General features: G+C 68.0%; 24 protein-coding genes. 13 read left to right on the forward strand and 11 right to left on the reverse strand.

All coding sequences use genetic code 11. The features are described from left to right. Positions 1-5 precede the first annotated feature (5 nt). The 6 genes from iolC to J2X58_RS11380 all read left to right on the forward strand — a co-directional run bounded on the left by iolC (position 6) and on the right by J2X58_RS11380 (position 8,561). The gene (iolC, locus tag J2X58_RS11355) at positions 6-1,973 is read left to right on the forward strand and encodes a 5-dehydro-2-deoxygluconokinase (protein ID WP_310048291.1); all 1,968 of its coding nucleotides are present in this window, start codon (positions 6-8) and stop codon (positions 1,971-1,973) included. Continuing rightward, positions 1,970-3,853: a 3D-(3,5/4)-trihydroxycyclohexane-1,2-dione acylhydrolase (decyclizing) gene (gene iolD / locus J2X58_RS11360; RefSeq protein ID WP_310048293.1), complete on the forward strand. Its 1,884-nt coding sequence runs from the start codon at positions 1,970-1,972 to the stop codon at positions 3,851-3,853. The genes iolC and iolD overlap by 4 nt, the downstream gene beginning before the upstream one ends. After that, positions 3,850-4,758, forward strand: coding sequence for a myo-inosose-2 dehydratase (gene iolE / locus J2X58_RS11365; protein ID WP_310048296.1), 909 nt, complete (start codon positions 3,850-3,852; stop codon positions 4,756-4,758). The genes iolD and iolE overlap by 4 nt, the downstream gene beginning before the upstream one ends. Then, entirely contained in the window at positions 4,755-5,552 is a 798-nt protein-coding gene (iolB, locus tag J2X58_RS11370; protein WP_310048297.1) for a 5-deoxy-glucuronate isomerase, read from the forward strand. Before iolE ends, iolB begins: the two co-directional genes overlap by 4 nt. A gap of 26 nt (positions 5,553-5,578) precedes the next feature. Further along, entirely contained in the window at positions 5,579-7,102 is a 1,524-nt protein-coding gene (locus J2X58_RS11375; protein ID WP_310048298.1) for a CoA-acylating methylmalonate-semialdehyde dehydrogenase, read from the forward strand. Positions 7,103-7,220: 118 nt separating this feature from the next. Next, positions 7,221-8,561, forward strand: a complete 1,341-nt coding sequence (locus J2X58_RS11380; protein ID WP_310048299.1) for a carbohydrate porin — start codon at positions 7,221-7,223, stop codon at positions 8,559-8,561. A 56-nt stretch (positions 8,562-8,617) separates the two neighbouring features. Here J2X58_RS11380 and J2X58_RS11385 read toward each other — a convergent pair whose 3' ends face one another. Continuing rightward, entirely contained in the window at positions 8,618-8,809 is a 192-nt protein-coding gene (locus J2X58_RS11385) for a CPXCG motif-containing cysteine-rich protein (RefSeq protein ID WP_090056618.1), read from the reverse strand. A gap of 88 nt (positions 8,810-8,897) precedes the next feature. On the opposite strand from J2X58_RS11385, the gene J2X58_RS11390 reads away from it, so the two are divergent. The 4 genes from J2X58_RS11390 (at position 8,898) to msrB (ending at position 11,629) form a co-directional block, all read left to right on the forward strand. Next, the gene (locus J2X58_RS11390) at positions 8,898-9,608 is read left to right on the forward strand and encodes an HAD family hydrolase (protein WP_310048301.1); all 711 of its coding nucleotides are present in this window, start codon (positions 8,898-8,900) and stop codon (positions 9,606-9,608) included. Between the two features lie 67 nt (positions 9,609-9,675). Next, positions 9,676-10,623: a YihY/virulence factor BrkB family protein gene (locus J2X58_RS11395; RefSeq protein WP_310048303.1), complete on the forward strand. Its 948-nt coding sequence runs from the start codon at positions 9,676-9,678 to the stop codon at positions 10,621-10,623. Next, positions 10,620-10,967, forward strand: coding sequence for a glycine zipper 2TM domain-containing protein (locus tag J2X58_RS11400; protein WP_090056609.1), 348 nt, complete (start codon positions 10,620-10,622; stop codon positions 10,965-10,967). Before J2X58_RS11395 ends, J2X58_RS11400 begins: the two co-directional genes overlap by 4 nt. A 77-nt stretch (positions 10,968-11,044) precedes the next feature. Further along, on the forward strand, positions 11,045-11,629 hold the full coding sequence (gene msrB, locus J2X58_RS11405; RefSeq protein WP_310048305.1) for a peptide-methionine (R)-S-oxide reductase MsrB: 585 nt from the start codon (positions 11,045-11,047) through the stop codon (positions 11,627-11,629). A gap of 162 nt (positions 11,630-11,791) precedes the next feature. On the opposite strand, the gene J2X58_RS11410 is transcribed toward msrB, so the two are convergent. Continuing rightward, complete coding sequence (locus J2X58_RS11410) at positions 11,792-14,131, reverse strand: DPP IV N-terminal domain-containing protein (protein WP_310048307.1); 2,340 nt, start codon at positions 14,129-14,131, stop codon at positions 11,792-11,794. A gap of 108 nt (positions 14,132-14,239) precedes the next feature. Then, positions 14,240-15,052: an SDR family oxidoreductase gene (locus J2X58_RS11415; protein WP_310048309.1), complete on the reverse strand. Its 813-nt coding sequence runs from the start codon at positions 15,050-15,052 to the stop codon at positions 14,240-14,242. A 175-nt stretch (positions 15,053-15,227) separates the two neighbouring features. Between J2X58_RS11415 and J2X58_RS11420 the strand changes: the two genes are divergently transcribed. Then, positions 15,228-15,689 carry a PA2169 family four-helix-bundle protein gene (locus tag J2X58_RS11420; protein WP_090056600.1) on the forward strand — a complete coding sequence of 154 codons (462 nt, stop codon included), beginning with the start codon at positions 15,228-15,230 and terminating at the stop codon, positions 15,687-15,689. Positions 15,690-15,779: 90 nt separating this feature from the next. Here the strand turns inward: J2X58_RS11420 and J2X58_RS11425 are convergent, their stop codons facing one another. Beyond that, positions 15,780-16,553, reverse strand: a complete 774-nt coding sequence (locus J2X58_RS11425) for an alpha/beta hydrolase (protein WP_090175527.1) — start codon at positions 16,551-16,553, stop codon at positions 15,780-15,782. Positions 16,554-16,672: 119 nt separating this feature from the next. Here J2X58_RS11425 and J2X58_RS11430 point away from each other — a divergent pair, with 119 nt between their 5' ends. Further along, entirely contained in the window at positions 16,673-17,500 is an 828-nt protein-coding gene (locus J2X58_RS11430; protein ID WP_310048312.1) for a LysR substrate-binding domain-containing protein, read from the forward strand. A 969-nt stretch (positions 17,501-18,469) separates the two neighbouring features. Here the strand turns inward: J2X58_RS11430 and ssb are convergent. The 6 genes from ssb to J2X58_RS11460 form a co-directional block, all read right to left on the reverse strand. After that, positions 18,470-19,081 carry a single-stranded DNA-binding protein gene (gene ssb, locus J2X58_RS11435; protein WP_090056592.1) on the reverse strand — a complete coding sequence of 204 codons (612 nt, stop codon included), beginning with the start codon at positions 19,079-19,081 and terminating at the stop codon, positions 18,470-18,472. Positions 19,082-19,184: 103 nt separating this feature from the next. After that, positions 19,185-19,688 (reverse strand): fimbrial protein, encoded by a 504-nt coding sequence (locus J2X58_RS11440; protein ID WP_310048314.1) that lies wholly within the window; start codon positions 19,686-19,688, stop codon positions 19,185-19,187. Between the two features lie 8 nt (positions 19,689-19,696). Beyond that, a complete protein-coding gene (locus J2X58_RS11445; RefSeq protein ID WP_310048315.1) occupies positions 19,697-22,126 on the reverse strand; it encodes a fimbria/pilus outer membrane usher protein in 2,430 nt (809 codons plus the stop codon). A 16-nt stretch (positions 22,127-22,142) separates the two neighbouring features. Further along, positions 22,143-22,874: a fimbria/pilus periplasmic chaperone gene (locus J2X58_RS11450; RefSeq protein WP_310048317.1), complete on the reverse strand. Its 732-nt coding sequence runs from the start codon at positions 22,872-22,874 to the stop codon at positions 22,143-22,145. A gap of 67 nt (positions 22,875-22,941) precedes the next feature. Next, on the reverse strand, positions 22,942-23,502 hold the full coding sequence (locus J2X58_RS11455) for a fimbrial protein (RefSeq protein WP_090056584.1): 561 nt from the start codon (positions 23,500-23,502) through the stop codon (positions 22,942-22,944). Between the two features lie 210 nt (positions 23,503-23,712). Continuing rightward, positions 23,713-24,912: an MFS transporter gene (locus J2X58_RS11460; protein WP_310048319.1), complete on the reverse strand. Its 1,200-nt coding sequence runs from the start codon at positions 24,910-24,912 to the stop codon at positions 23,713-23,715. Between the two features lie 131 nt (positions 24,913-25,043). Here J2X58_RS11460 and J2X58_RS11465 point away from each other — a divergent pair, with 131 nt between their 5' ends. Then, positions 25,044-26,042 (forward strand): polyprenyl synthetase family protein, encoded by a 999-nt coding sequence (locus tag J2X58_RS11465; RefSeq protein WP_310048321.1) that lies wholly within the window; start codon positions 25,044-25,046, stop codon positions 26,040-26,042. A gap of 15 nt (positions 26,043-26,057) precedes the next feature. Here the strand turns inward: J2X58_RS11465 and J2X58_RS11470 are convergent, their stop codons facing one another. Beyond that, the gene (locus J2X58_RS11470; RefSeq protein ID WP_310048322.1) at positions 26,058-26,855 is read right to left on the reverse strand and encodes a dienelactone hydrolase family protein; all 798 of its coding nucleotides are present in this window, start codon (positions 26,853-26,855) and stop codon (positions 26,058-26,060) included. Positions 26,856-26,887 lie beyond the last annotated feature (32 nt).

A 26,887-nucleotide genomic window follows, 5' to 3' on the forward strand; every position in this document is an offset into this window, starting at 1 on the left:
CCCCTATGCGTAGTCCCCTGCCCCGCTCCGCCTCCCGCCCCATCGACGTCGCCTGCCTCGGCCGGCTCGCGGTGGATCTCTACGGCCAGCAGATCGGCGCCCGCCTCGAGGACGTCACCAGCTTCGCGAAGTACCTCGGCGGCTCGTCGGCGAACGTCGCCTTCGGCACCGCGCGGCTCGGCCTGCGCTCGGCGATGCTCTCTCGCGTCGGCGACGATCACATGGGCCGTTTCCTGACCGAAACACTCGACGCCGAAGGCTGCGACACCAGTCAGGTGAAGGTCGACGCCGAGCGGCTCACGGCGCTGGCCATCCTCGGCATCAAGGATCGCGACACCTTCCCGCTGCTGTTCTATCGCGAGAACTGCGCGGACATGGCGATCGACGCCGGCGACATCGACGAGTCGTTCATCGCCTCCTGCCGCGCGCTCGCGATCACCGGCACGCACCTGTCCACGCCCGGGGTGCTCGCCGCCAGCACGCGGGCGCTCGAACTCGCCCGCAAGCACGACGTGCGCACGGTGCTCGACATCGACTATCGCCCCGTGCTCTGGGGCCTGACGGGCCGGGGCGAGGGCGAGCGACGGTTCGTCGCCGCCGATCACGTCACCGCGCACCTGCAGGGCATCCTCGGCGGGTTCGACGTCATCGTCGGCACCGAGGAGGAATTCCACATCGCGGGCGGCAGCGAGGATCTCCTCGCCGCGTTGCGCGCGGTGCGCGGGATCAGCAACGCCACGCTCGTCGTCAAGCGCGGGCCCCTCGGTTGCAGCATCGTCGACGGCGCCGTGCCGGCCGACATCGACGAAGCACCCACCTTCCGCGGCAGCCGCGTGGACGTGCTCAACGTCCTCGGCGCCGGCGACGCGTTCCTGTCGGGCTTCCTCGCCGGCTGGCTGCGCGGCGAGACGGTGGAACGCGCGTGCGCCTTCGCGAACGCGTGCGGCGCCATCGTCGTGTCGCGCCACGGCTGCGCGCCGGCGATGCCAGGTCGCGCGGAGCTCGACGCGTTCCTCGCAAGGGAAGGCACGATCCGCCGCCCCGATCTGGACGCCGACCTGTCGCACCTGCACCGCACCGCCGTGCCGCGCAAGGCGTGGGACGAGCTCTACGTGTTCGCTTTCGACCACCGCGTGCCGTTCTTCGAGATCGCGCGTCAGGCCGGCGCGGACGAGGCGCGGATTCCTCGCCTGAAGGAACTCCTCGTCGAGGCGGTGGCCGCCACCGAGCGCGCCGGCAGGCTGCAGGGCCACGTCGGTCTCCTGGCCGACGACCGATACGGCCAGGACGCCCTGAACGCCGCCACCGGCCGCGGCTGGTGGATCGGCCGTCCCGTCGAGGTCTCCGGATCGAATCCGCTCGAACTGGAACGCGGACGGTCCATCGGCAGCCAGCTCGTCGCCTGGCCGCGCGAGCACGTCATCAAATGCCTCGTAGCCTTCGATCCCGACGCCGATCCCCTGCTGCGCGTGGAGCAGGAAACGCAGCTCCGCAGCCTGTACGACGCGGCGACGCTCAGCGGTCACGAGCTGCTGCTCGAAGTCATTCCGCCCGGCTGCCCGGATCCTGTCGTGCGCGACGAGAAGGTGCTGCGCTCCTTGAAGCGTATCTACAACCTCGGCATCCGTCCGGACTGGTGGAAACTGTGCCCGCCCCGCCGCGACGCCTGGGCGGCGATCGACGCCCTGATCCACGAACGCGACCCGCATTGCCGTGGCGTGCTCCTGCTCGGCCTGAACGCGCCGGCCGAGACGCTGGCCGCCGGCTTCGCCGACGCGTCGGCGAGCGAGACGTGCCGCGGTTTCGCGGTCGGCCGCACCATCTTCGCCGACTGCGCCCGCGCGTGGCTCGCCGGAGACATCGACGACGACGCGCTGGTGGCGCAGGCGCAGGCATCCTTCGAGCGCATGATCGCGCTGTGGCGCGATGGCCGGAACACCGGCCGCCGGATCGAAGAAGGTGCCGCCGCATGAGCGAGACGATCCGACTGACCTGCGCGCAGGCGCTGGTCCGCTACCTCGCCGCGTTGCGCGGCCGCGACGCCGACCAGGAAGAAGCGACGCCGTTGTTCGGTGGCGTGTTCGCCATCTTCGGGCACGGCAACGTCGCGGGGCTGGGCGAGGCGCTGCACGGCATCCGCGACGAATTGCCGACCTACCGCGCGCACAACGAGCAGGCCATGGCCCATGCCGCGATCGCCTACGCGAAGACGAACATGCGCCGGCGCATGATGGCGGTCACGACGTCCATCGGCCCGGGCGCCACGAATCTCGTGACCGCCGCGGCGCTCGCGCACGTGAACCGCCTTCCCGTGCTGCTGCTTCCCGGCGACATCTTCGTCTCGCGCGCGCCCGACCCCGTCCTCCAGCAGCTGGAGGATTTCAGCGACGGCACCGTCTCGGTCAACGATTGCTTCCGGCCGGTGTCGCGCTACTTCGACCGCATCGTGCGGCCGGAACAACTGCTGACCGCCCTGCCCCGGGCGATCCGCACGCTGACCGATCCTGCCCTTTGCGGCCCGGTGACGCTCGCGCTTCCGCAGGACGTGCAGGCCGAGGCCTATGATTTTCCCGTCTCGTTCTTCGAGCCGCGCGAGATCGTGTTCCGTGCGCCGCAGCCCACCGACGACGAACTGATGGCGGCCCTCGACGCCATCGAGGCGTCGGAACGGCCGGTGATCGTGGCGGGCGGCGGCGCGCTGTATGCGAAGGCCACGCCCGAGCTGATGGCGTTCGCCGAGAAGCACGGCGTGCCGGTCTGCGAGACGCAGGCCGGCAAGGGCGCGCTGCCATGGAACCATCCGCTGCACCTCGGTCCCGCGGGCGTCAGCGGCTCCACCGCGGCCAACGCGCTACTGCCGGAGGCCGACCTCGTCATCGCGGTCGGCACGCGTCTGCAGGACTTCACGACCGGCTCGAACGCCCTGTTCCGGCACGTGCCGATCCTGTCGGTCAACGTGAACGCGTTCGACACGCTGAAGGGCGAGGGCATCGAGTGCGTCGGCGACGCGGCACAGGTACTCGACGACCTGAGCTTCAGTCTCGAGGACTGGGCCGCACCCGAGGCATGGACGACACGCGCACGGCAGGCGGCGAGCGAATGGGTGGACATCGTCTCGCGCATCACCGGACAGCGGGACGCGCCGCCAGGACGCCTGCCGTATGACGGCGAGGTGATCGGCGCGGTGCAGCGTTCGTCGCCGCGGTCGGCGATGAGCGACATCGTCGTCTGCGCCGCGGGCACGCTACCCGCCGAACTGGAGAAGCTCTGGCGCACCGAAACGCCCGGCGGCTATCACATGGAGTACGGCTACTCCTGCATGGGCTACGAGATCGCGGGCGGGCTCGGCGTGAAGATGGCCGCGCCCGACCGCGAGGTGATCGTCATGGTCGGCGACGGCAGCTACCTGATGATGAACTCGGAGATCGCGACGTCGGTGATGCTCGACGCGAAGCTGATCATCGTGCTCCTCGACAATCGCGGCTATGGCTGCATCAACCGCCTGCAGCAGGCGACCGGCGGCGCGCCGTTCAACAACATGTTCGACGACTGCGTGCAGGGCCGGCACGGCGCCCCCATGATCGACTTCGCGGCCCACGCGCGCAGCCTCGGCGCCATCGCCGAACACGTCGCCGACATCGCCGGGCTCGAACATGCCCTCGAACGGGCACGCGCGGCCGACCGCACCTATCTCATCAGCATCGATACCGACCACACGCGCACCACCGCCGAAGGCGGCGTATGGTGGGACGTGGCGGTGCCGGAAGTCTCCACGCGGCAGGGCGTGCGCGACGCGCGCACGGACTACGAGACCGCCCTCGCCGGCCGCAAGGCCAGGATTACGCCAGCATGAAGAACGATTCGATCCGCATCGGCATCAACCCGATCTCCTGGAGCAACGACGACCTGCCGTCGCTCGGCGGCGAGATTCCGCTCTCGACCGCGCTCGAAGAAGGCAAGGCCATCGGCTACGAGGGCTTCGAGCTCGGCAACAAGTTTCCGAAGGAACCGGCGGCCCTGCGCGACCTGATGGCGGGGTACGACCTCGCCGTCGTTTCCGGCTGGTACTCGGGTCGCCTCGGGGAGCGCGACGCGAAGGAAGAGACGGAGGCCGTCGCGAAGCACCTGCGCCTGCTCGCGGAGAACGGTTGCAAGGTGATGGTCTACGGCGAGGTCGCCCATGCCATCCAGGGTGAGCCGGTGCCACTGTACAAGCGCCCACGCTTTCGCGGCGCGGACGAATGGAAACGCTATGGCGAGCGGGTCACCGAGTTCGCGCGCTTCACGCTATCCCACGGCGTGCGCCTCGCGTATCACCATCACATGGGCGCCTATGTCGAGTCGCCCGAGGACATCGACCAGCTGATGGCCAACACCGGCGACGAGGTCGGCCTGCTCTTCGACAGCGGTCACACCTATTTCGGTGGGGGCGATCCGCTCACCGTGCTCGACCGCCACATCGCCAGGATCTGTCACGTGCATTGCAAGGACGTGCGCCCCGGCATCGTGCGCCTCGCCCGCAACCGCCAGTGGACGTTCCTGCAATCCGTGCTCAATGGCGCGTTCACCGTGCCCGGCGACGGCGTCATCGATTTCGCGTCGATCGTCGCGCGCCTGCAGTCGCACGGCTATCGCGGATGGCTCGTCGTCGAAGCCGAGCAGGATCCGGCCGTGGCACCGAGCTACGCGTACGCGAAGAAGGGCTACGACACGCTGCGTACCCTGCTCGACCGCGAGACGGTCAGGGAGGTCGCATGACGCTCCTGGTCAAGGCCATGCCCACCGGCGAAGCCATCGTCAAGGTGACGCCGCAGACCGCGCACTGGAAGCACGTCGGCTTCGAGGCGCGCCGGCTCGCCGCCGGCGCGACGACGCGCATCGAACTTCCCGCCGATCGCGAAGGTTGCCTGGTGATCCTCACCGGCACGGTCGACGTCCGCGTCGGCGAGGCGTCGTGGCAGGGACTCGGCGGTCGCACCAGCGTCTTCGACGACACCTCGCCGCACGCGATCTACGCGCCACCGTCGTCCGTCTACGAGATCGTCGCGTCGACGGACGCCGAGATCGCCGTCGCCTCGGCACCCGCCAGCGGCAAGCACGGCGTGCGCCACATCGAACCGTCGACGATGAAGCGTTCGGTGCGCGGCACCGGCGCGAACACGCGTTACGTCTGCGACATCCTGCCCGAGACCGAGCCCGCCGAATCGCTGCTCGTCGTCGAGGTGCTCACGCCCGCCGGCCATTCCTCCAGCTATCCGCCGCACAAGCACGATACGGACGCGCTGCCCGAGGAGAGCGTGCTGGAGGAGACCTACTACCACCGCGTCGACCCGCCGCAAGGCTTCGCCTTCCAGCGCGTCTACACCGACACGCGCGACATCGACGAGTCGATGGCCGTGGGGGATCACGACGTCGTGATGGTCCCGCGTGGTTACCACCCCGTTGTGATGCCGCACGGTTATCGAGGCTACTACCTCAACGTCATGGCCGGCCCGCGCCGCGAATGGCACTTCCGCAACGACCCCGCCCACGAATGGATGATCGCGCGCTGACGCGCGCGGTCGGAGTACACACGATCATGTCAGCCCAGCCGTCGAGCCAAACCCTTCCCCGCATCGGCCACTTCATCGCCGGCAAGCCTTACGCCGGCTCGCCCTCCGGTAGCGCGCCCGTCTACGATCCCGCGCGCGGCGTGCCCGCCGCCGAGGTGGATCTCGCCTCGGTCGCCGATGTCGATGCCGCCGTGCGCGCGGCGCACGCCGCGTTTCCCGCGTGGTCGCAGACACCGCCGCTGAAGCGCGCGCGCGTGATGTTCCGCCTGAAGGAGCTCATCGAACGCGACATGGATCGCCTCGCGCGCATCATCGTCTCCGAACACGGCAAGGTGCTTTCGGACGCGAAGGGCGAACTCGTGCGCGGCCTCGAAGTGGTCGAGTACGCGTGCGGCATTCCCGAGCTGCTCAAGGGTGAATACACCGAGCAGATCGCCAACGGCATCGACGCGTGGACGATGCGCCAGGCGCTCGGCGTGTGCGTGGGCATCACGCCGTTCAATTTCCCCGCCATGGTGCCGATGTGGATGTTCCCGATGGCCGTGGCCTGCGGCAACACGTTCGTGCTGAAACCCTCCGAGCGCGATCCGACGCTGGCCGTCGAGCTGGCGAAGCTGCTCAAGGAAGCCGGTCTTCCCGATGGCGTGTTCAACGTCGTCCATGGTGACAAGACCGCGGTGGATGCGCTCCTCGATCACGATCTGGTCCGTGCCGTCAGTTTCGTCGGTTCGACGCCGATCGCCGAATACATCTATGCGCGCGGATGCGCGCAGGGCAAGCGCGTCCAAGCCTTGGGTGGGGCCAAGAATCATATGATCGTCATGCCCGACGCGGACCTCGACAAGACCGCGGATGCCCTGTTGGGCGCCGGGTACGGTGCGGCGGGAGAACGTTGCATGGCCATCTCCGTCGCCGTCGCCGTCGGCGAAGCCACGGCGGACGACCTCGTCGCGAAACTCGCACCTCGCGTGGAAGCGCTGCGCATCGGGCACGGCCTGGACGAGTCGGTCGACATGGGACCGGTGGTGACGGGTGTCCATCGCGATCGCATCACCGGCTACATCGACGACGGCGTCGCGGCCGGCGCGGAGCTCGTGGTCGACGGTCGCGGGCATCGCGTCGCGGGTTGCGAGCAGGGCTTTTTCCTCGGCGGCACGCTGTTCGACCGCGTGACGCCATCGATGCGGATTTATAAGGAAGAGATATTCGGCCCGGTATTGTGCGTCGTCCGCGTCCCCGATTTCGCGAGCGCCCTCAAACTGGTCGACGACCACGAGTTCGGCAACGGCACGGCGATCTTCACGCGTGACGGACAGGTGGCGCGGGAATTCGCGCATCGCGTTCAGGTGGGCATGATCGGCATCAACGTGCCGATCCCCGTGCCGATGGCGTTCCACAGTTTCGGCGGCTGGAAGAAGAGCCTGATGGGCGATCACCATGCCCACGGACCGGAATCCGTAAGGTTTTACACAAGGCAGAAGGCCATTACACAGCGTTGGCTGAACCACAGTGAAAGCACTGGCGCCGAGTTCGCGATGCCTACGCTTTGATATGACAAAAGCTCTATGATTGCTCGGTTGTGCGTAGTGAAAAGATGCTGCGTCGCAACTGATATAAACAAAATCGACGTACGAAAAAGCATAATTTTTCTTTCAGGGAGAAGGGTACATGCGCCATTCATTCATCAGGCATCCCCTTGCGAAGACGGTCCTGGCCTGCCTTGCGCTCGGCGCCACCGCCGCCCACGCGCAGGACGACTCCATGAAGTCGGACACCAGCGAGATGGCGAGCAGCAAGTATCTGTTCGGCGACTGGGGCGGTGAGCGTACGCGCCTCGCGGACAAGGGCATCACGTTCGACTTCGGCTACGGCTTCGAAGCCGCGCACAACTATTCCGGCGGCGACCGCCGCATCACCCGCTACACCGACCAGTGGAAGTTCGGCAGCGCGTTCGATCTCGAGAAGCTCTGGGGATGGAGCGGCGCCACCTTCAAGATCGTCATTACCGATCGTAACGGCCGGAACATCGGCGCCGACGCCAACATCGGCACCAACCAGCTGATCCAGGAAGTCTACGGTCGCGGCCAGACCTGGCACCTGACGATCTTCTCGCTGGAACAGAAGTTCTTCGACGACCGCCTCACCTGGAAGGTCGGCCGCCTGCCGGTCGGCGAGGACATCAACCAGTTCTCGTGCGACTTCCAGAACCTCAACTTCTGCGGCGCCCAGCCCGGCAACATCGTGGGCGACTACTGGGTGAACTGGCCGACCAGCCAGTGGGCCACGGTGCTCAAGCTCGACACCACGAAGGACACCTTCGTGCAGATCGCCGCGTACCAGATGAATCCGAAGTACGTCGACGACCGTTACGCGCGTCGCAACGGCTGGAAGCCGAACTTCCCGAGCGGCACCACCGGCGCGCTGATTCCGCTGGAATTCGGCTGGAAGCCGTCGGTCAACGGCCTGCCCGGCTCCTATCGCGCAGGCGTCTGGTACAACACGTCGGACGGCGACGACCTCTACCTCAACGAGGATCACCTGCCGCTCGCCTCCAACGGCGGCACGCCGCTGCAGCACGATTCGCGTCGCGGCGCCTGGATCACGTTCCAGCAGCAGATCACGGGTGTGGCCGGTGGCAAGGGTGCGAGCGTGTTCCTCAACTACACGGCCGCCGACCACGCGACGTCCGCCACGAACAACCAGTTCGCCGTCGGCATGGAGTACAAGGGCATCTTCGATCGCCCGAACGACTTCATCGGCGCCGCGTTCGGCGGTTCGCACGCGAACGGCTACGCCGCGAAGAACCAGCGTCTGTTCAACGCGCTGAATCCGGGCAACGAAGGCGTGATCAAGGACGGCTACGAGCGCGTGGCGGAAGTGTTCTACAGCTGGTCGCCGATCCCCTCGATCGCGATCCGCCCGAACCTTCAGTACATCAAGGATCCGGGCGGCAGCAAGCAGAACGACGACGCGTTCGTGCTTGGCCTGAAGACCAGCGTGGCGTTCTGATCGAACGCCCCGTCGATGCACCGAGAAAGGCCCGGGCTTCCCGGGCCTTTCGTTTTCTAGCCCTCGTTCTCCGCCGACGCGGAGAGCTCGAACGATTCGTCGGACGCATCGACCACGAGGCGCATGACGATGGGGCGGCAGCACACCTGGCAGTCTTCGATATACGTCTGGCTGCCCGCCGAGGTGTCGACCGCGACCTCGATGGTCTCGCCGCAGTAGGGGCAGTCGATATCGGTGAATTCGTACATGGGAAGCTCCCGATCCAGGTCGCGAGAGGATATGGCGGCGGGTGACGCGTTATCCTAGCCCGCTTCGCATGACCGGGAAGCGCATCCCATGATCGACCTTGTCGGCTTCGACGGCGACGACACCCTCTGGCGAAGCCAGGAGTTCTACGACCGGGCGCAGGAGGCGTTCGAGGCCATCCTGGGTCGTTACGTCGACCTCGCCAGTCGCGGCCTTCGCGACGCCCTCCTCGCCACCGAGCGCGGCAACATCGCCCTCTTCGGCTACGGGGCCAAGGGCATGACGCTGTCGATGATCGAGTCGGCCATCGAGCTCACCGACGGCCGGATCGAGGCCCGGGACATCCACCGCATCGTGCGGCTGGGCAAGGAAGTGCTCGCCCATCCCGTCGAGCTGCTGCCGGGGATCCGCGAGGCGGTGTCCGCCGTGGCGGCCAACCACCGGGTGGTGCTCATCACGAAAGGCGACCTGTTCCACCAGGAGTACAAGGTGGCGCGCAGCGGCCTGGCCGACATCTTCCATCGCATCGAGATCGTCTCCGAGAAGGACCCGGCGGCCTATGCGCGGCTCTTCGCCGAGTTCGGCGTGGCGCCCCAACGGTTCGCGATGGTCGGCAACTCGCTGAAATCGGACATCGCGCCCGTCGTCGAGCTGGGCGGCTTCGGCGTCTACATGCCGTACCACAGCACGTGGGCGCACGAGCTGGTCGCGGATTTCACCCTCGGGGATCGTGTCATCGAGGTAGCCGGCGCCGAGGGCATTCCCGATGCCATCGCGCGCATGCATTCCGCCGGGGGATAGCGGCGCTCCACGCCGCCTTCGCGCGCCAACCCCGAAGCTGGGCGGCAAAAAAACGGAGGTTCCCGCCGTGGACTCGAGGCTGAAACTCACCTGGCGCGTCATCCGGACCACCGCGAAGGGGTTCAGCGACGACGAACTGATGACACGAGCGGCCGCGCTCGCCTTCTATTCCGCGCTGTCGTTCGCGCCGCTCCTCGTGCTGCTGCTCTGGATCGTGGCGTCGCTGCGGCCCGAATGGCAGACCCAGCTCATCGACAGCCTGAACGGGCTGGTCGGCCCACGGGCGTCGGACGCGGTGCGGCTGGTCATCGAGAACGCCAAGCAGCGGCCGAGCGTGGGCAGCATGGCCGGTGTCATCGGTCTCGGCGTGACGCTCGTCGGCGCCTCGGCGGTGTTCGCCCAGCTCCAGGGCGCGCTGAACCGGGTGTGGAGCCTGCAGCCGCGTCCCGGCTCGACGAAGGGGGCCATCCTCGGCTGGCTGAGGGCGCGCATGCACGCGCTCGGGCTGCTCCTCTCCCTGGCGTTCCTGCTCGTCATCTCGTTCTCGGCCAGCGCGCTCATCGCCGTCTTCGTCCGGGGCGGCACCACGGGATGGCAGGTCCTCGAGATCCTGATTTCCCTCGCCGTCTTCGTCCTGATCTTCGGCGCGATCTACAAGGTGCTGCCCGACGCGATCATCGAATGGCGCGACGCCATGATCGGCGCGACGCTCACCGCCCTCCTGTTCGCGGTCGGCAAGTTCGCCATTGCCGTCTACCTCGACCGGAGCAACGTGGGCGGTCCGTACGGACCGGCCGGCGGCGTCGTGGTGCTGCTGGTATGGGTCTACTACTCCGCGTTGATCCTGTTGCTGGGCGCCGAGTTGACCGAGGCCGTCGCGGAGGCTCGTGGCACGCCGATTAAACCGCGGCCATACGCGATGTCGACCCGGCCCGTTCCGGAGGCGCGGATTGACCCCTCCATCACGAGCCCGAAGGTATCGCTGAAGGCCACCGAGAAGGAGGATCCGACATGAAGACCACGCTTATCGCCGCCGCCGCGATCGCCCTTGCGGGCACCGCCGCCATCGCCACCTCGCCCGTCGAGGCCCAGGCCCGCCGTAGCCAGCACCAGGTGTGCCGCGACGTGCAGACCAAGGAAATCCAGTCGAAAGACAACAACCGCCTGATCGGCACCGGCGTGGGCGCTGTCGCCGGCGGCCTGCTGGGCAACCAGGTGGGTGGCGGCAAGGGCAAGACGCTGGCCACCGTGGCCGGTGCCGTCGGTGGTGGCTACGCCGGCAACCAGATCCAGAAGAACCACCAGGACAAGAACGCACGGTACGAGACCCACCGCGAGTGCCACTGGGTAAACGACTGAGTTTGTAATTTCCGCGGGCCCCCGCCGGTCTGGTTGGGGACGGAGCCCTCGCGGCTCCCTCCCTGTCCGGAGGCACCATGCGCAACGATCCCGATCGCCGTCGTTTTCTGGGCGTCCTGGCCGTGACGGCCGCGGCGTCCGTTTCGCTACCCTTTTTCCTGCGTGCCGGCCGGCCGGCCATCGCCGCCGATGCCCCGGCTCCCCGGGGCGGAAACGTGACCCTCGAATGCTTCGCCCGGGACAAGAAGCCGCTGGGTACGTGCGTCGAAGCGCGAGTCGTCATGACCGACGAGCAGTGGAAGGAGAAGCTGTCGACCCGCGCTTATTACGTCACGCGCCACGAAGGCACCGAGCCGCCCTATTCCGGGGAAGGCTGGGACCGCCACGATAACGGCATCTACCGCTGCATCGGTTGCGACACGGCGCTGTTCGATTCCGCGACCAAGTTCGACTCCGGCACCGGCTGGCCGAGTTTCTGGCAGCCGATCTCGAAGAAGAACATCGTGCAGACGACCGACCGCAGCCTCAGCGAGGAACGCATCGCGGTCAGCTGCGCGCGCTGCGACGCGCATCTGGGACACGTCTTCGACGACGGCCCTGATCCGACGGGCCTGCGCTACTGCATGAACGCGGTGGCGATGCGATTCGTGGCTGTCGCCTGACCATGCCCACGTAGGAGCGCGCCCTGCGCGCAACAGCTTCTTGCCAAGCGCGGCAGGCCCTGACGCTCGTCGCGAAAGACTGTCGCGCGCAGGGCGCGCTCCTACGAAGCGGAAGGGCCCGGCGTAAAAAGAAAACCCCGCCATGAGCGGGGTTTTCTTTCCTCAACCGCCCGGAGGCGTCATCGGCGTGAGCTCGAATTCCTTCGGCGGCGTGCCGCCGGCGAGGTAGCGCACGAAGTAGTCCCAGCGACGGCGCGTCATGTACTGCGTCGCGGCGGCGTAGCCGTGGCGGGCGTTCGGGATCATCACGAGGTCGAAGTCCTTGTTCGCCTTGATCAGCGCGTCGACCACGAGCAGGGTTTCGTACGGCGGGACGTTGTCGTCCGAGGTGCCGTGCGCCAGCATCAGGTGCCCCTTCAGGCCCGACGCCCATTTCTGGTTCGCCTGATCGTCGTAGTTGGACTTGCCGTCCTTGTCCATCACGAGCAGGCCCTGCCACTTCTCGGCCCAGTCGTCCTCGTAGTTGCGGTTGTCGTGGTTGCCCGACTCCGAGATGCCGACCTTGAACGTATCGGCGTAACGGAACATCGCGGTGGCCGTGGCGTTGCCGCCACCGGAATGACCCCAGATGCCGACGCGGTTACCGTCGAGCCACGAGTACTTCTTCACCAGCTGCTTCACGGCCGCGACCTGGTCGGGCAGCGTGTTGTCGCCGATGTTCTGGAAGTACGCGTCGTGAAACGCCTTCGAACGCAGCGGCGTGCCCATGCCATCGACCGCGACCACGACGAAGCCGAGCTCGGCCAGCGCCTGGTTGTCGCCGTGCGACGGGATGAAGCTGCGCGTGCGCACGGAGCCGACCTGCGGGCCGGGGTAGATGTAGACGACGAGCGGGTACTTCTTCGACGCGTCGAAGTTCGTCGGCTTGAACATCTGGCCGTAGAGATCGGTCTTGCCGTCGCGCGCCTTCACGGTGAACGCGGTCGGCGGCACCCAGCCCTTCGCCTTCAGGCGCGAGATGTCGGCACGCGCGATCTCCCTGACCGTCGTGCCGTCGTTCGCGCGACGCACGACGGCGACCGGCGGCGTATCGATGGTGGAGTACGAATCGAAGAAGTACGTGCCGTCCTTCGACATGGACACGGTGTGATCGGCGTTCTCCGGCGTCAGCAGCGTGAGGCCCTTGCCGTCGAAACCGACCTTGTAGAACTGCTGGTAATACGGATCGACGCCCTTCTCGCGACCGACGCCGCGGAACCAGATCGTCTTCGTCTTCGGATCGATGCGCAGCACCTGGGTGACGTTCCAGTCGCCCTGCGTGATGGCGTGCTCGAGCTTGCCCGTCTTCAGGCTGTACATGTACAGGTGGCCCCAGTTGCTCCGTTCGGAGAACCAGATCACCTGGTCGGTCTCGGGCACGTACTGCCAGTTGGCCATGTCGTTGCCGCCTTCGAAGTAGGTCCTGGCCTTTTCTTCGAACACGGTGCGCACGTCGCCGGTTTCGGGATTCGCCACGCGGAACCACTCGTGCGTATGGTCTCGCGCGGTGGAGACGAAGGCGATGCTCTTGCCATCGGCGGACCAGCGCACGTCGTCCCACACGCCCGGGCTGCACGAGATGTCGTCGCAGATCGTCGAGCGGTGCTGGTCGGCGGGCATCTTGAAGCGGACGAGCTTCTTCGTCGGCACGTCGATCACGACGCGCTCGATCATGGTCACGTCCTTGTCGCCCGGCAGCGGGTACTTCCACGTGTCGACCTTGGGATGGCCGACGTTGACGCTGACGAGGGTCATCTCGCCCGTCTTGCGCTGATCCTGCTGGAACGTGGCGATCTTCTTCGAATCCGGCGACCAGACGAGGATCGCCTCGTCGGTGTGCTTCCAGCCGGCGTTGTCGGTGGCGTAACCGTAATCCTTGACGCCGTCCGTGGTGAGCTGCGTTTCGGCGCCCGACGCCACATCGCGCACCCAGAGGTTCCAGTCGCGGATGAACGCCTCGGACTTGCCGTCGGGCGACTTCAGGCCCGGCTCGTCGCCGTACGGCTTGCCGTTCGCGTCCTTCTTCACCGCGGCGAGCTCGCACTTGCCGATCGCCTTGTCGCAGACGTACTGCTTGCCGCGCGAGGTGATGTCGATGCCGTCGTCCGGGCGCACCACGAACGAGGTCACCGGCAGCTTCGCCGCGTCGACCTTCTTGCCGGTCGCGGCGGACAGCGCGGCCGCGACCTTGTCGCGATCGAACGCGCGCGTCGCCTGGCCCGTCGCCGCGTCGACGGTGAGGAACTGGTCGCCGTCCTTGTCGTGGTCGCGATACCAGAAGTGGCCGTCGTCGATCCAGGTCACGCGCTGGACCGAGTGGTCCACGAGGGGCGCCGTGTTGTTGGAAAGGAACGAGTCCGCCCGGCGGTAGTCGTCGGTGGTGACGGTCTGCGCCGAGGCGCCTGCCCCGATCAGGGCGAGAAGGACGGCGCCGGTCAGCGCCGTGTTGCGTTTGGTCGACATCTAGAGTCCCCGGTGACGGCAGGGCGGCGCGGAAGGCGCCGCAAACCGGACGAGGCTAGCCCCCACCGGACGACGGGGCCTATGCCAGAGGTCACGGTTGCCCGCCGATCACCCCCGCTGGGGTCCGGTACGGAACCGCCGGCCCTGCCGCTCGACCATTTTCAGGGCCAGGGCATCGGGGACCACCTTGAAGAGGGCCTTGATGAACCGGTTGACCCGGCCGTTCACGAGCACCGCCTTTCCCGCCTCCACGGCGTCCATGCCCTGGCGCGCCACGGTAGCGGCATCCATCCACATGAACTTCGGCATCTTCGAGACCAGCTCGCGCGATCCGGTGACGTCGTGGAACTCGGAATACGTGAATCCGGGGCAGACCGCGGTCGTGTGGACGCCGGCGGCCTTGCCTTCCAGCGCCAGCGACTGTGAGAAACGGATCAGATAAGCCTTCGACGCGGCGTACAGGGTGTGCCCGGCGGAGCCGGGAACGTGGCCGGCCAGCGAGGCCACGTTGACGATGCGCCCATATCCGCGCGCCTTCATGCCGGGAAGCAGCCGCCAGGCGAGCTCGGTCGGCGCGGTCATGAGCACCTGGATGAACGCCGCATGCGTGGCCCACGGCTGCTCCTCGAAATAACCCGGCACACCATAGCCCGCGTTGTTCACGAGGACGTCGATCGAGAGGCCCTGCGCGTCGAGCGCGGCGACCAGCGCCTCGGGGCCGTCGGGACGGGCGAGGTCGAGCGGTGCGACGATCACGTCGATCTGGTGACGGTCGCGCAATTCGCGCGCCAGCGCCTCGAGCCGGTCCGCGCGGCGCGCGGTGAGGACGAGATCGTGACCGCGACGCGCGAGTTCGCGCGCGAAGGCTTCGCCGATGCCGGCCGATGCGCCGGTGATCAGCGCGCGACGATGAGCTGTCATGGACATCCCCGTGGTGGAAGCGTGAGCGACAAGTATGCGCCGCATCGTCCTGAATGAACGGTTGCCGCGTGTGTGCAACGCTGCCACGCGTCTTTCACGGATCGCTGCACCCCGCAACGGCGAAGCTGGAGGTCCTACGAACGACTTCATCGAAGTCACCAAGGAGCCCAAGACGATGAGCAGCAGCACCGAACACGACATCAAGGTCTTGAACAACCTTATCGAGACCACGATCGACAGCGCCGAGGGCTACGGCGAGGCGGCGAAGGACGCCGAGAACACCCGCTACGCCGCCACGTTCCAGTCGCGCGCCGCGGAGCGTCGTCAGGTGACGCAGAAGCTGCAGCAGCAGGTTCGCGCGCTGGGCGGCAACCCGGAAGACGACGGCACCGTGCTCGCCAAGGCGCACCGCATGTTCGTCGAGCTCCGCGCGAAGATGAGCTCGAAGGACGACACCGCGATCGTCGACGAAGTCGAGCGTGGCGAGGACCACATCAAGGCGAAGTACGAAGACGCGCTGAAGGACACCGACGTGACCGCCGGCACGCGTTCGCTGATCAACGAGGCCTATGTCTCGGTGAAGTCGGGCCACGATCAGATGCGCGATCTCAAGCACGCGCTGCATGGCACGAACTGATCGCGGTTGATCCAGCGGAACGAAAACGGGGCCACATGGCCCCGTTTTTTTTGCGTGACGCATGGGCCCGATGGCAGGGCCCGAGCGTGGTCATTTCACCGACTGGTTCGCCGCCTGTTCGATCAGCGCGGCGACTTCCTTAGGGTGCGACTGGTAAACGGAGTGGCTCGCCCCCTGCACCTCGATCGTGTGGCTGTTCGCGCGCTTCGCGTACATCCGCTCGAGATCGGGATTGATGATGCGATCGGCCGTGGCCACCGCGTACCAGCTCGGCTTGGTCTTCCAGGCGGGCTGTCCGGCCGGCGCCGCGAATACCGAAGCCGCGGTGAGGGCCTGCGCGTTCGCCTCGAACCGTGCCTGTTGCGGCGAGAGATCGGCGGCGAAGTCCGCCGGGTACTTCGCCGGGTCGAGGTACAGGAATCCGTCCGCCGTCTTCCGGATGTCCGGCGTCTTGCTGGTTTCGCTGGGGTAGCGCTTGCCGTTCGACACTTCGGTTTCGCCCTGGTCCAGCGCGTGCGCCGCGATGTAGACGAGGCCGACCACTTTCGGGTCGTTGCCGACGTCGGTGATGATGGCGCCGCCGTAGCTATGGCCGACGAGGATCACGGGTCCCTCCTGCATGTCCACGATGCGCTTCACCGCGGTCACGTCGTCCGCGAAGGAGGTGAGCGGGTGTTCCGCCACGGAGACGTGGTAGCCATCTTTCACCAGGATGTCGTAAACCGGCTTCCACCCGCTGCCGTTGACCCAGGCGCCGTGCACCAGCACGATGTCCTTCACGGGCGTCGCGGCCATGGCGGGGGCGACGAAGGCGGCGGTGGCGAGGGCCAGGGCCATGGAAGCGATCAGGGATTTGCTTTTCATCGGAGCGTTCCGCTGGGTGGGGATGAGGTAGGAACAGCCTACGCCCGCGTGGTGGCCCGATTTATGAAGTTATCAGCGCGCATTTATCGGGGATCGCGATGAGGCCGTTACCGACCGACTTGCTTCGCAGTTTCGTCGTGGTGGCCCGCACGGGCAGCTTCACCGTGGCGTCCGAGCATCTTTGCCTGTCCCAGTCCACGGTGAGCCAGCACGTGCGCAGGCTCGAAGACCTCGTCGGCCTGCCCCTCTTCGACCGCGACACGCGGAACGTGCGGCTTTCACCGCAGGGCGACACCTTGCACCGTTATGCCCTGCGCATCCTCGACCTCATGGACGAGGCCATGACGAGCGTCTGTGGGCCACCGCTCAGCGGAACCGTCCGCGTCGGGTTGCCCGAAGATTTCGCGTCGTCGCGACTGGCCGCCGCGCTTGCCAGCTTCGTGCAGCGCAATCCGGAGGTCGAGCTCGTCATCACCACGGGGCTCAGCGGCGAGCTGTTCCGCGGACTGAGCGAAGGCCGCCACGACCTCGTGTTCGCCAAGCGCCTGAGCGGAAGCCGCCGCGGCTACGTCGTCCGCACCGAGCCGCTTTACTGGTGCGGCAGCGCGACGGCGCCGCGCCCCGTCGGCGAAGCGGTGATTCCGCTGGCCGTGCATCCCCAGCCAAGCATCTCGCGCGAGCGCATCTTCGACGCGCTGAACGCCGCCGGGCGCCCCTACCGCATCGCCGTCGTGAGCAGCAGCGTGCTGGTGGTCCATGCCGCGGTCATGGCAGGCCTCGGCATCAGCGCCTTCACCGGCTACGCGATGCCCGAAGGTCTCGCGCGCGTCGAAGAAGACCTTCCAGACCTCGGCGTCATGGAATACGTCATCGACCGGCAGGCGTCGCTGTCCGATGCCGCCGAGGCTCTCGAGCGCGTGCTGGTGGATGCGGCCCGGGGATTCTAGAACGCGATGGTTGGAGCGGACCTGGCCGCGACGCCTTTGGGGCCGGGCGGAACAGGTCCTGTGGCCTTGTCGCGAAGAGCCGTCGCGGCCGGGTCCGCTCCCACAGGCGGCTGTCGTGCTGTTGTGGGAGCGGACCTGGCCGCGACGCCTTTGGGGCCGGGCGGAACAGGTCCTGTGGCCTTGTCGCGAAGAGCGTCGCGGCCGGGTCCGCTCCCACAGGCGGCTGTCCTGCTGTCGTGGGAGCGGACCTGGCCGCGATGCCTTTGGAGCCGGGCGGAACAGGTCCTGTGGCCTTGTCGCGAAGAGCCGTCGCGGCCGGGTTCGCTGCCACAGGCGGCTGTCCTGCTGTTGTGGGAGCGGACCTGGCCGCGATGCCTTTGGAGCCGGGCGGAACAGGTCCTGTGGCCTTGTCGCGAAGAGCCGTCGCGGCCGGGTCCGCTCCCACAGGCGGCTGTCGTGCTGTCGTGGGAGCGGACCTGGCCGCGACGCCTTTGGAGCCGGGCGGGACAGGTCCTGTGGCTTTGTCGCGAAGAGCCGTCGCGGCCGGGTTCGCTCCCACAGGCGGCTGTCCTGCTGTTGTGGGAGCGGACCTGGCCGCGACGCCTTTGGGGCCGGGCGGGACAGGACCTGTGGCCTTGTCGCGAAGAGCGTCGCGGCCGGGTCCGCTCCGACAGGCGGCTGTCGTGCTGTTGTGGGAGCGGACCTGGCCGCGATGCCTTTGGAGCCGGGCGGAACAGGTCCTGTGGCCTTGTCGCGAAGAGCGTCGCGGCCGGGTCCGCTCCCACAGCCGGCTGTCGTGCTGTTGTGGGAGCGGACCTGGCCGCGACGCCTTTGGGGCCGGGCGGGACAGGTCCTGTGGCCTTGTCGCGAAGAGCCGTCGCGGCCGGGTCCGCTCCAACAGGCGGGTTTGCGGGAACGAAAAAGCCCGCGACCGGCGCGGGCTTTCGATTCTGCGAGGTTTCTGGCTGCTCAGAACGGAATATCGTCGTCGTCGAAGCCTTCGTTGGCCGGCGGTGCCGAGCGCTGCGGCGCGCTGCCGCCGCGCGGCTGGCCGTAGTCGTCGCCGCCGCGCTGCTGGCCGCCACCGAAGTTGCCGCCGCGCTGACCGCCACCGCCGCCGCCCCAGTTGCCACCGCCCTGGCCGCCACCACCGCCGTAGCCGCCGCCACCCTGGCCGCCGCGCGCCTGCTGGGAACGCTGGCCACCCTGACCGCCGCCGAAGCCGCCGCCTTCGCCGCCACCGGCCTGGCCGCCGAGCATCTGCATCTCGTTGGCGATGATGTCGGTGGAATAGCGCTCGACGCCGTCCTTGTCGGTGTACTTGTCGGTGCGCAGCGAGCCTTCGATGTAGACCTGGCGGCCCTTCTTCAGGTACTCACCGGCGATCTCGGCGAGCTTGCCGAACAGCTTCACGCGGTGCCATTCCGTGCGCTCCTGCTTCTCGCCGCTCTGTTTGTCGGTCCAGGCTTCGGACGTGGCGATGCGCAAGGACGTGATCGCCGTACCGCTCCCGGTGTAACGGGTTTCGGGATCCGCGCCGAGATTGCCGACGATGATGACCTTGTTGATGCCGCGTGCCATGGATTGCCCTCGTGTACGTGTCGTCTGGCGCAGGCCAGACCTGACCCGGTAGTTTGGTCGAACGTCGGCCGCTAATCAAACGCGCCGCGCCCTCGCGGGCGCGTCATTCCCAGCGGATGTGAACCTGCGCCATCGCCCCCGCCGGACCCGGCTTCACGGTGGCGACGCGGACGTATCGGGCCTGGAACGCCAGGATCGGCTGACCCGAGGGCCAGTGGAAACGGGCTTCGGTGACGCCGTCCGGCGGCAACGGCTGGCCACTCGCCGTCTGCAGCTCGATGGCCACCCCTCCGGCGCCGCCGGTGGTGGCGATATAGCGTCCGTCCGGCCCGTACGGCGGGGCGACCACGGTCACGGACGCCCGGGTCACGCCGACGCAATCGGTGCCGGAGAAGGACGCGCCACGCCAGGCGGAATGGCCGGCCGTCAGTTCGGCCGCCGTCACCGTGCCGAGATCGATCTTCGCGCGGCTGGCGGAGAGCCCGCAGGCGGGCACGATCGCACCCCTCACGAGAAAATCGACCGTGTCGTCGGCGCATGCCGCGCTAGTGGCAGCCATGAGGCAAAGGGTGGCCACGGCGCGACGGCCGGTGATTCGGGAACGCATGCTGCGGATCATTCACATACTCCTGTGTGTTGAGTGTCGCCGGAGGCGATGGGATGGGAGCCGACGATGCGGACATCGCAGCGGCCGTCCGGGTCACCCGGCCACCGCGCGGTCCAGCGGTCGTCGGGGTCGTTCGAGCGAAGAAACACCTGACCGCCCTGCCCGGCGACACCGACCGAGCGGCCGGCCTGGTCGACGATCTCGGCGCCGAAAGGCAACGGGCTGCCGTCCGGACGGCGGATGACGATGAGACGCGTCCTCGCGACCTGCGTCGCGAATGGCAGCGAGACGACCGCGCCGGCGGTGGGCGCCACGCGCCGGTGGGTGGCTTCGATGCCGAGGTCGAGCGACGTGCCCGTCGGATCGAGATCCACCGCGTTCCAGCGGAAGGGAGTCAGGTAGGGGACGACCGCATACCCGCGCCGGTCCACGGTGACATCGCTGTATCCGCCCAGCCGGGCCCCGCGGGCGCCAGCGGCATGGACCAGTCCGATCGAGTCGCCGAGGCGCTGGGCGAACGTCGCGCCACCGGCATGCAGGATCATTCCGCCCGATGCCGCGAGAGCCGTCGAATTCGCCAGCCGGGACCGCTCGACCGACACGGATACCTCGCCGCCACCGAGGCGACGGGAGACGGAGGCGTCGAGCGTCGCCCCGCTATCGCGCCGCGTCGTCGCGGCGAGCGAATACAGCGTCGCGTCGTCCCGGCCTGAACTGCCGTGGAGCCCGACGCGCAGGGCACCGCCCTGGCGCGCCGCTTGCGCCGCGACATGCACCAGTGGCGCCGACGCGACACCCAGGGGCATGGAGAAGCCGATCTGGCCGGAAACATCGCGATGGACACCGAGCGTGTCGCGTACGCGCGAACGCCTGAAGGAAACGTCGATCGCCGCCCGCCCCCAGCTGCGCATCCAGGCGACGTTCTGCTCGACGGCGGACTCGACGTGACCGTATACGCGACGGCCAAGGGCGATGCTCAGCGAGCCACCGCCGTTACCCAGCTCATGCTGCAGGAGCGCATCGTAGCGACGCGCGATGCCCCGACCCACGGCGCCTCGGTCCGTCGTTCCCATGCCGCGTTCCCAACTGAGCGACAGCGACGCCACGCTGCGTTCGCTCCAGCGCCGCCCATGACGCAGTCGCCAGCTCGCGCCGCGCGACCCGTCACCCGCCGACCGTATCGCCTCCGTGGCGAAGGCTCCCGCCAGCGTGTCGACGGCCGCACCGGCCAGCAGCGATGCCCGCGCGCCGGCCTGACGCCATCCCAGCGACGAGGTGACACCGTGGGGCAGTCCGTGACGCCACGTCGCCTGCGCCAGCCGGGATACCCGCCCGCGTGTCGCCACCGGCCGTCCCGCGACGACACTGAACAGGTTTCGGCCTTCGCTCACGAGTTCGGGCACGGGAAAGTAAGGAATACGGAACCGCCGGTGGTGACCGTCGCGTTCTTCGATGTCGACGTCGAGATCACCCGCGCGCGCCGCGGCGTGCAGCTCGTCGATGAGGAAGGGCCCCGGCGGGACGGCCATCTCGTGCAGGAGAACGCCGTTCTGCGTCACCCGGACGGTCGCGTGCGTCGCCGCCACGCCACTCACACGCGGGGCGTGCCAGCCCGCGCCGTCGTTCGACATGCGGGGATCGCTCGACAGCGACGCGCCACGGACCGCCACCGGAGGGAACAGGTCGTCCGCCGGCGCGATGTCGCCGACCCGCATCTGTGACGCCATCGACGACAGCTGCCGCTCCGCGTACGCCTGGCCGCGGCTGTAGCGGCCCGCCGCCCAGGACCCGGCCTGACGCAGCCGCCAGGAGCCATGGTTGAAGCCCGCGTCGATGGCGAGAAACGACGACGAGGTGCTGCGCCACGGCGTCGCCGTACGGCGCGCGCCGGCGCGCCATGCAAGCAGACCCGCGGTGATACCTGGGTCCCATTGCGCGACTGGCGCGGCGCCTCGCTGCCTTCGCGCCAGTGCCGCCTGGGGCACTTCGATGTCGAGACGCTGCTGGCCGATGTCGAAACGGACGGAAGCCGAGGGTATGCGGGTACCGAGCGCGACGCAGGGATCGGCCGCCGCGACCTGGAGCGCGGAGGGATCGACGCCGTAATCCGTGAGCTGGGCATCGGCGATGCAGGGCGCGGCCTCGGCACCCGCCGACGGAGCGGCGAAACGGACGGTTCCGTGCGACTGCCATTCGTCGTTCAGCCAGACATCGACGTCGTAATCGCCCGGAAGCACGGGGTTCCCGCGCGCGAAGCGCGCAAGGTCGACGGTCGCCGCGCCGGCTGGCAGGAAGGCGGGGTCGAATTCCACGAAGCGCGCATCCTGCGCGTGCACGGGCCGCATGTTCGTCACGACCCACGCCACGGCGAACAGGAGTGGCCGAGCGGCGTAACGAAGCGAGGCGACGCGGTCGCCTGCGAAGCGAAGGACAGCCATGACTGCGTTCCGCGCGTCATGGCGATATCGTCGCCGACCCGGCGACGGTGCCACCGAAGTCGCTGATCGTCACGAACCTCACGTCGCCCGATGGCACGCCGCGATGAGCCGCAGGCACCGCGAAACGCGTCTGGCCTCCCGGGGCGACCATGCCACCACCAAGGGATATCTCAGCGGATCCCGGACCCGTGCCGGGAAGGCTCACCGAATTGAACGAGACATGGTAGGGGGACGGGTTGTCCACGCGGACATGCGTGCCGCCAGCGTCGCGCTCGACGGTCCAGCGCAACATCGACACGGCCTTTTCGGGTGGCGTCGGCAGATCGACGGGTCGGTGAAAGAGCTTGATGCGGTGACGGAAGGCCAGCTGGAGCACGTTCTTGCCAGCGGACTCCTCGGCCTTGGGCGGGATTTCGAGGACATTGAGCCAGTAGAGGGATTCCCGCTCGCGCGGCAACGTGTCACCCACGTGCACGATGCGCAACGTATGTCCCTGGCCGGGATCGATTCGGAACACCGGCGGCGTGATCGCGAACGGTGCTTTCGCGGTCGCTGGCGTGGAGGCTTCATCGCCGTCGTCGATCCAGACCTGCACGAGGGCAGGATCGTTGCCCTTGTTCTGGATCTTCAGCGAGACATCCCGCGACGCGGCGGGAAAGACGACCCGTGTGCCGCCGATAACGATGGCGGCGCGGGAAGGGGTTGCCATGAGGATGGCGAGGGCGGCGAGCGCCAGTGTTCGAAACATGACGGATTCCTTGTCGTGACGCATTCCGGGGACCGGCCGAACGTGTCGGCCGGTCCGTTACGTGCCGTTACTCGTAAACCACCTGGAAGCCGACCCGCGAGGCGGCCTTGCCTTCCTTCGCGTCGCCCAGGCTGTAGTAGCGGGCGATCAGCGGGATGGACGCGACATGCCCGGAGATCTTCACGCCCTGGGAGTCCTCGGTATACATGTTGATCGGCGTGCCGTCGGCGTTGGCGATCTCGATCTGCACGTTGCTCGCCGTGTCCGTTCCGGCGTCGACGTTCAGACGCCCCGTGGTGCGGTCGAGCAACGGGCTCGACGGGTCGAAACGAACCTTGGCGACGGCGCCGTCGGTGCAGTCGTCGTTGCCGCCGATCTGGATCTGGAAGCCGCGGTCGCCGGCGGTGGCGCCCGGCTTCGTGAGCGAGCCGACGCTGATGCCGGCGAGCCGCACGTCCTTGGTGACGGCACCGCCGCCAGGCGGCTTGCCTTCGACCGTGCAGGTGGTGGCGACGATGTTGCCCGTGATTTCGATGGTGCCGTCGTTCGCCGCGGCGGCGATCGACGGCGTGAATGCGGCACCGATCGTCAGTGCGAGCAGGCTCGCGGAGGCGAGTGTCTTGCGCATGCGGGATGTCCTTGTCGTTGGGGAAAGGGATACCCAGCCGCGGCGACGAGGCGACGGTGGGCACGACGCAGTCTGCGCACGCGGACACCGCACTTCGATACGTAAATTCTGAAAAAAAGCGATGCCTTGACGCGAGGCGCGGGCGACCTCCCAGGAGACGACCGGAACGCACCGATAGGGCCTGTGGGTGAAGTGCCCTCTGCGATCCGCTCAGGCGGCCGGAGCCACCCCGTCGACCGCGACGACGCGTCGCGCACCCCAGGCGGCGAGCGGAAGCCAGGCGAGGCTCAGCATCGCGGCCATGGCGAATACCCCGTGAGGCCCATAACGGCCGAGCGCGATCCCGCCGATGGCGCCGCCGACGAACGCGCCGAAGAACTGGCTCGTCGAGTACGCGCCCATGGCGGCGCCGCGCAGCGCCGGAGGCGCCAGCCGCGACACCAGCGTCGGCAGCGCGGCCTCGAGCAGATTGAACGCGGCGAAAAACGCGGTCGCCGCGACGCCGAGAACGAGCGCGCTCGCGCCTGCGACGGCCATGCCCGCGAGTGCCGTGCCGATGACGGCGACGCACGCGACCACCATCCTCGCGGCGCGCGTCTCGTCGCGCATCCTGGGCAACAGCGCGCCCATCGCCAGCGCGGCGATCGTCATCACCGGCAGGTAAAGCAGCCAGTGGCGTGCGACGGGCAGGTGCAACGCGTCCACGAGCAGGATCGGCAGGCCGACGAAACTCGCCGTCAGCAGTGCGTGCAGGAAGAACACCGAGCCGTTGAGCACCGCGAGGCGGCTATCGGCCAGCATGCGGAGCACCTTGCCGAACCGCGCGCCATGGCTCGCTCCGAGGCTGGGCGGCGTGGGCACGAGCAGCCACAGCATCGCGATGGCGACGAGCGAGAGCAGCGAGGTCAGGCCGAACAGCCCCGGCAGGCCGGCCACCGCTTCGAGCGGCGGGCCGAGGATCAGCGCGAGCAGGAACGACATGCCGATGGATACGCCCACGATGCCCATGACCTTCCCGCGGTTCTCGTCCGCGGTCAGGTCCGCGGCCAGGGCGGTCCCGGCACCCGCGACGGCCCCCATGCCCTGCAGGGCGCGGCCGAGGACGATACCGCTCAACGTGTGCGAGAGCGCCGCGACCAGTCCGCCCGCGGCGAACACCACCAGTCCGAGCGTGATGGCAGGCTTCCGGCCGATGCGATCGGACAGCATGCCGAGGGGGATCTGCAGGCACATCTGGCCGATGCCGTAGACGCCCAGAGCCAGGCCGATGAGGAAGGGCGTGGCGTCCGGCATCGCCCGGGCGTACACCGAAAACACCGGAAGCACCAGGAAAAGACCGAAAAGGCGCAGGCTGATGACTCCGGCCAGCGTCAGGGCGGCGCGCCGCTCGAGGGGACTGAGTTTGCTCACCGGCAGGTTCCGGGCACGACGCGGGAGGTGGACATCGCGGGGGATTATACGGACGGCAAGGACGTCCACGCCGAAACCACCGGGGCTCACCCTATAATGCGGGCTGATTTGCCGCACACGAACCCGAGTCCATGTCCTCCATCGCCGATCGTTCCACCTCCCTCGATTTCGCCGGCGTCCGCGCCCTGGCGGCGGATGACATGAAAGACGTCGACGCCCTCATCCGGCATCGGCTGTCGTCGGATGTGGTGCTGATCAACCGTATCGCCGACCACATCATCGCCGGCGGCGGAAAGCGCCTGCGGCCGATGCTGCACGTGCTCGCGGCCCGCGCGGCCGGGTACGAGGGCGCCGAGCACGCGAAGCTCGCCGCGATCGTGGAGTTCATCCACACGTCCACGCTGCTGCACGACGACGTGGTGGACGAATCGGACATGCGGCGCGGCCGCAAGACCGCCAATGCGCTCTGGGGCAACGCCGCCAGCGTGCTCGTGGGCGACTTCCTCTACTCGCGCTCCTTCCAGCTGATGGTCGAGCTGGACGACATGCGCATCATGCGGATCCTCGCCGATACGACGAACACGATCGCCGAGGGCGAGGTGCTGCAGCTGCTCAACATCGGTAACGCCGATGTCGACGAATCCGCCTACCTCGCCGTCATCGAACGCAAGACGGCCGTGCTGTTCGCCGCGGCGACGGAACTGGGCGGCGTGCTCGGCGGGCTTCCCGTCGAACAGGTCGCCGCGTTGCGCCGCTATGGCATGGAACTCGGCTACGCGTTCCAGATCGCCGACGACCTGCTCGATTACGTCTCGGACGCCGAGACGCTCGGCAAGAACATCGGCGACGACCTCGCCGAGGGCAAGCCCACGCTGCCCCTCATCTACGCGATGCAGTCGGCCGACGACGAACAGCTGAAGTCGCTGCGCCACGCGATCGAGCACGGTGGCCTCGATTCACTCGACCGCATCGTCGCCGCCATCCGCGATTCGGGCGCGCTCGATCGCACGCACGCGAAGGCGGTCGCGCACGCGGCGGCCGCCCGGGAAGCGCTGACCGCATTGCCGCCCTCGCCGCACCGCGACGCGCTCGCCGCCCTGGCCGATTATTCCGTCGAACGGCGGTTCTGAGGCGCTCGGCGGCGATTACTTCTTCGCCGCGAACGCCTCGGCGAGCCATGCGTGCATGGCCGCGTAGGCACGCTTCGCCACCCTGGCGTCGTAGCGGCAGTTGCCCTGCGCCGCGGTCGCTTCCTTCTCGGTGAAGCAGTGCACCGCGCCGCCGAAATCTTCCGACGCCCAGTCCACCTTGCCACCGCGCATCTCCGCCTCGAACGCGGCGCGCTGCTCCGGCGGCACGTTTTCGTCGTCCGCGCCGTTGAGTGCCAGCACGCTGGCGTGGATGTTCGACGCGAGCTTCGGATCGTCGGTGGAGAGCAGGCCGTGGAAGCTGACCACCGCGGCCAGCTTCGCGCCGGCGCGCGCCAGGTCGAGCACCGCCGAGCCGCCAAAGCAGAAGCCGATCGCGCCGAGCTTCGCGGTGTCGATCGGCGCGCCCTTCGCCTGCGACTGCAATTCGGCGAACGCGCGCGACACGCGCTGCCGCATGATCTTTCGATCGGCGTACAACGGTTTCACCGCCGCGCCTGCCGCATCGGTGTTCGCAGGACGAACGTCGCCGCCGTACATGTCGGTCAGGAGGATCACGTATTCCTTGCCCGCGATCTCCTTGGCCTTCGCCACGGCCATGTCGTTCACGCCGAACCAGTTGGGCACCATCAGCAGGCCGGGACGCTTCGCGGTGACCGCGTCGTCGTACACGAGAAAGCTCTTGTACGTCACGCCCTGGTCGGTCCACTGGACCGGCTTAGCGACCATCGCCGCCGAGGCGGTACCCGCATACGCGGACACGAGGAAGGACAAGACAAGCAACGAACGGCGCATCGGCGTGACTCCCCAGGAAGGTGGGAAGAGCA

Source organism: Luteibacter sp. 3190 (genome assembly GCF_031456385.1).
Lineage (GTDB): Bacteria > Pseudomonadota > Gammaproteobacteria > Xanthomonadales > Rhodanobacteraceae > Luteibacter.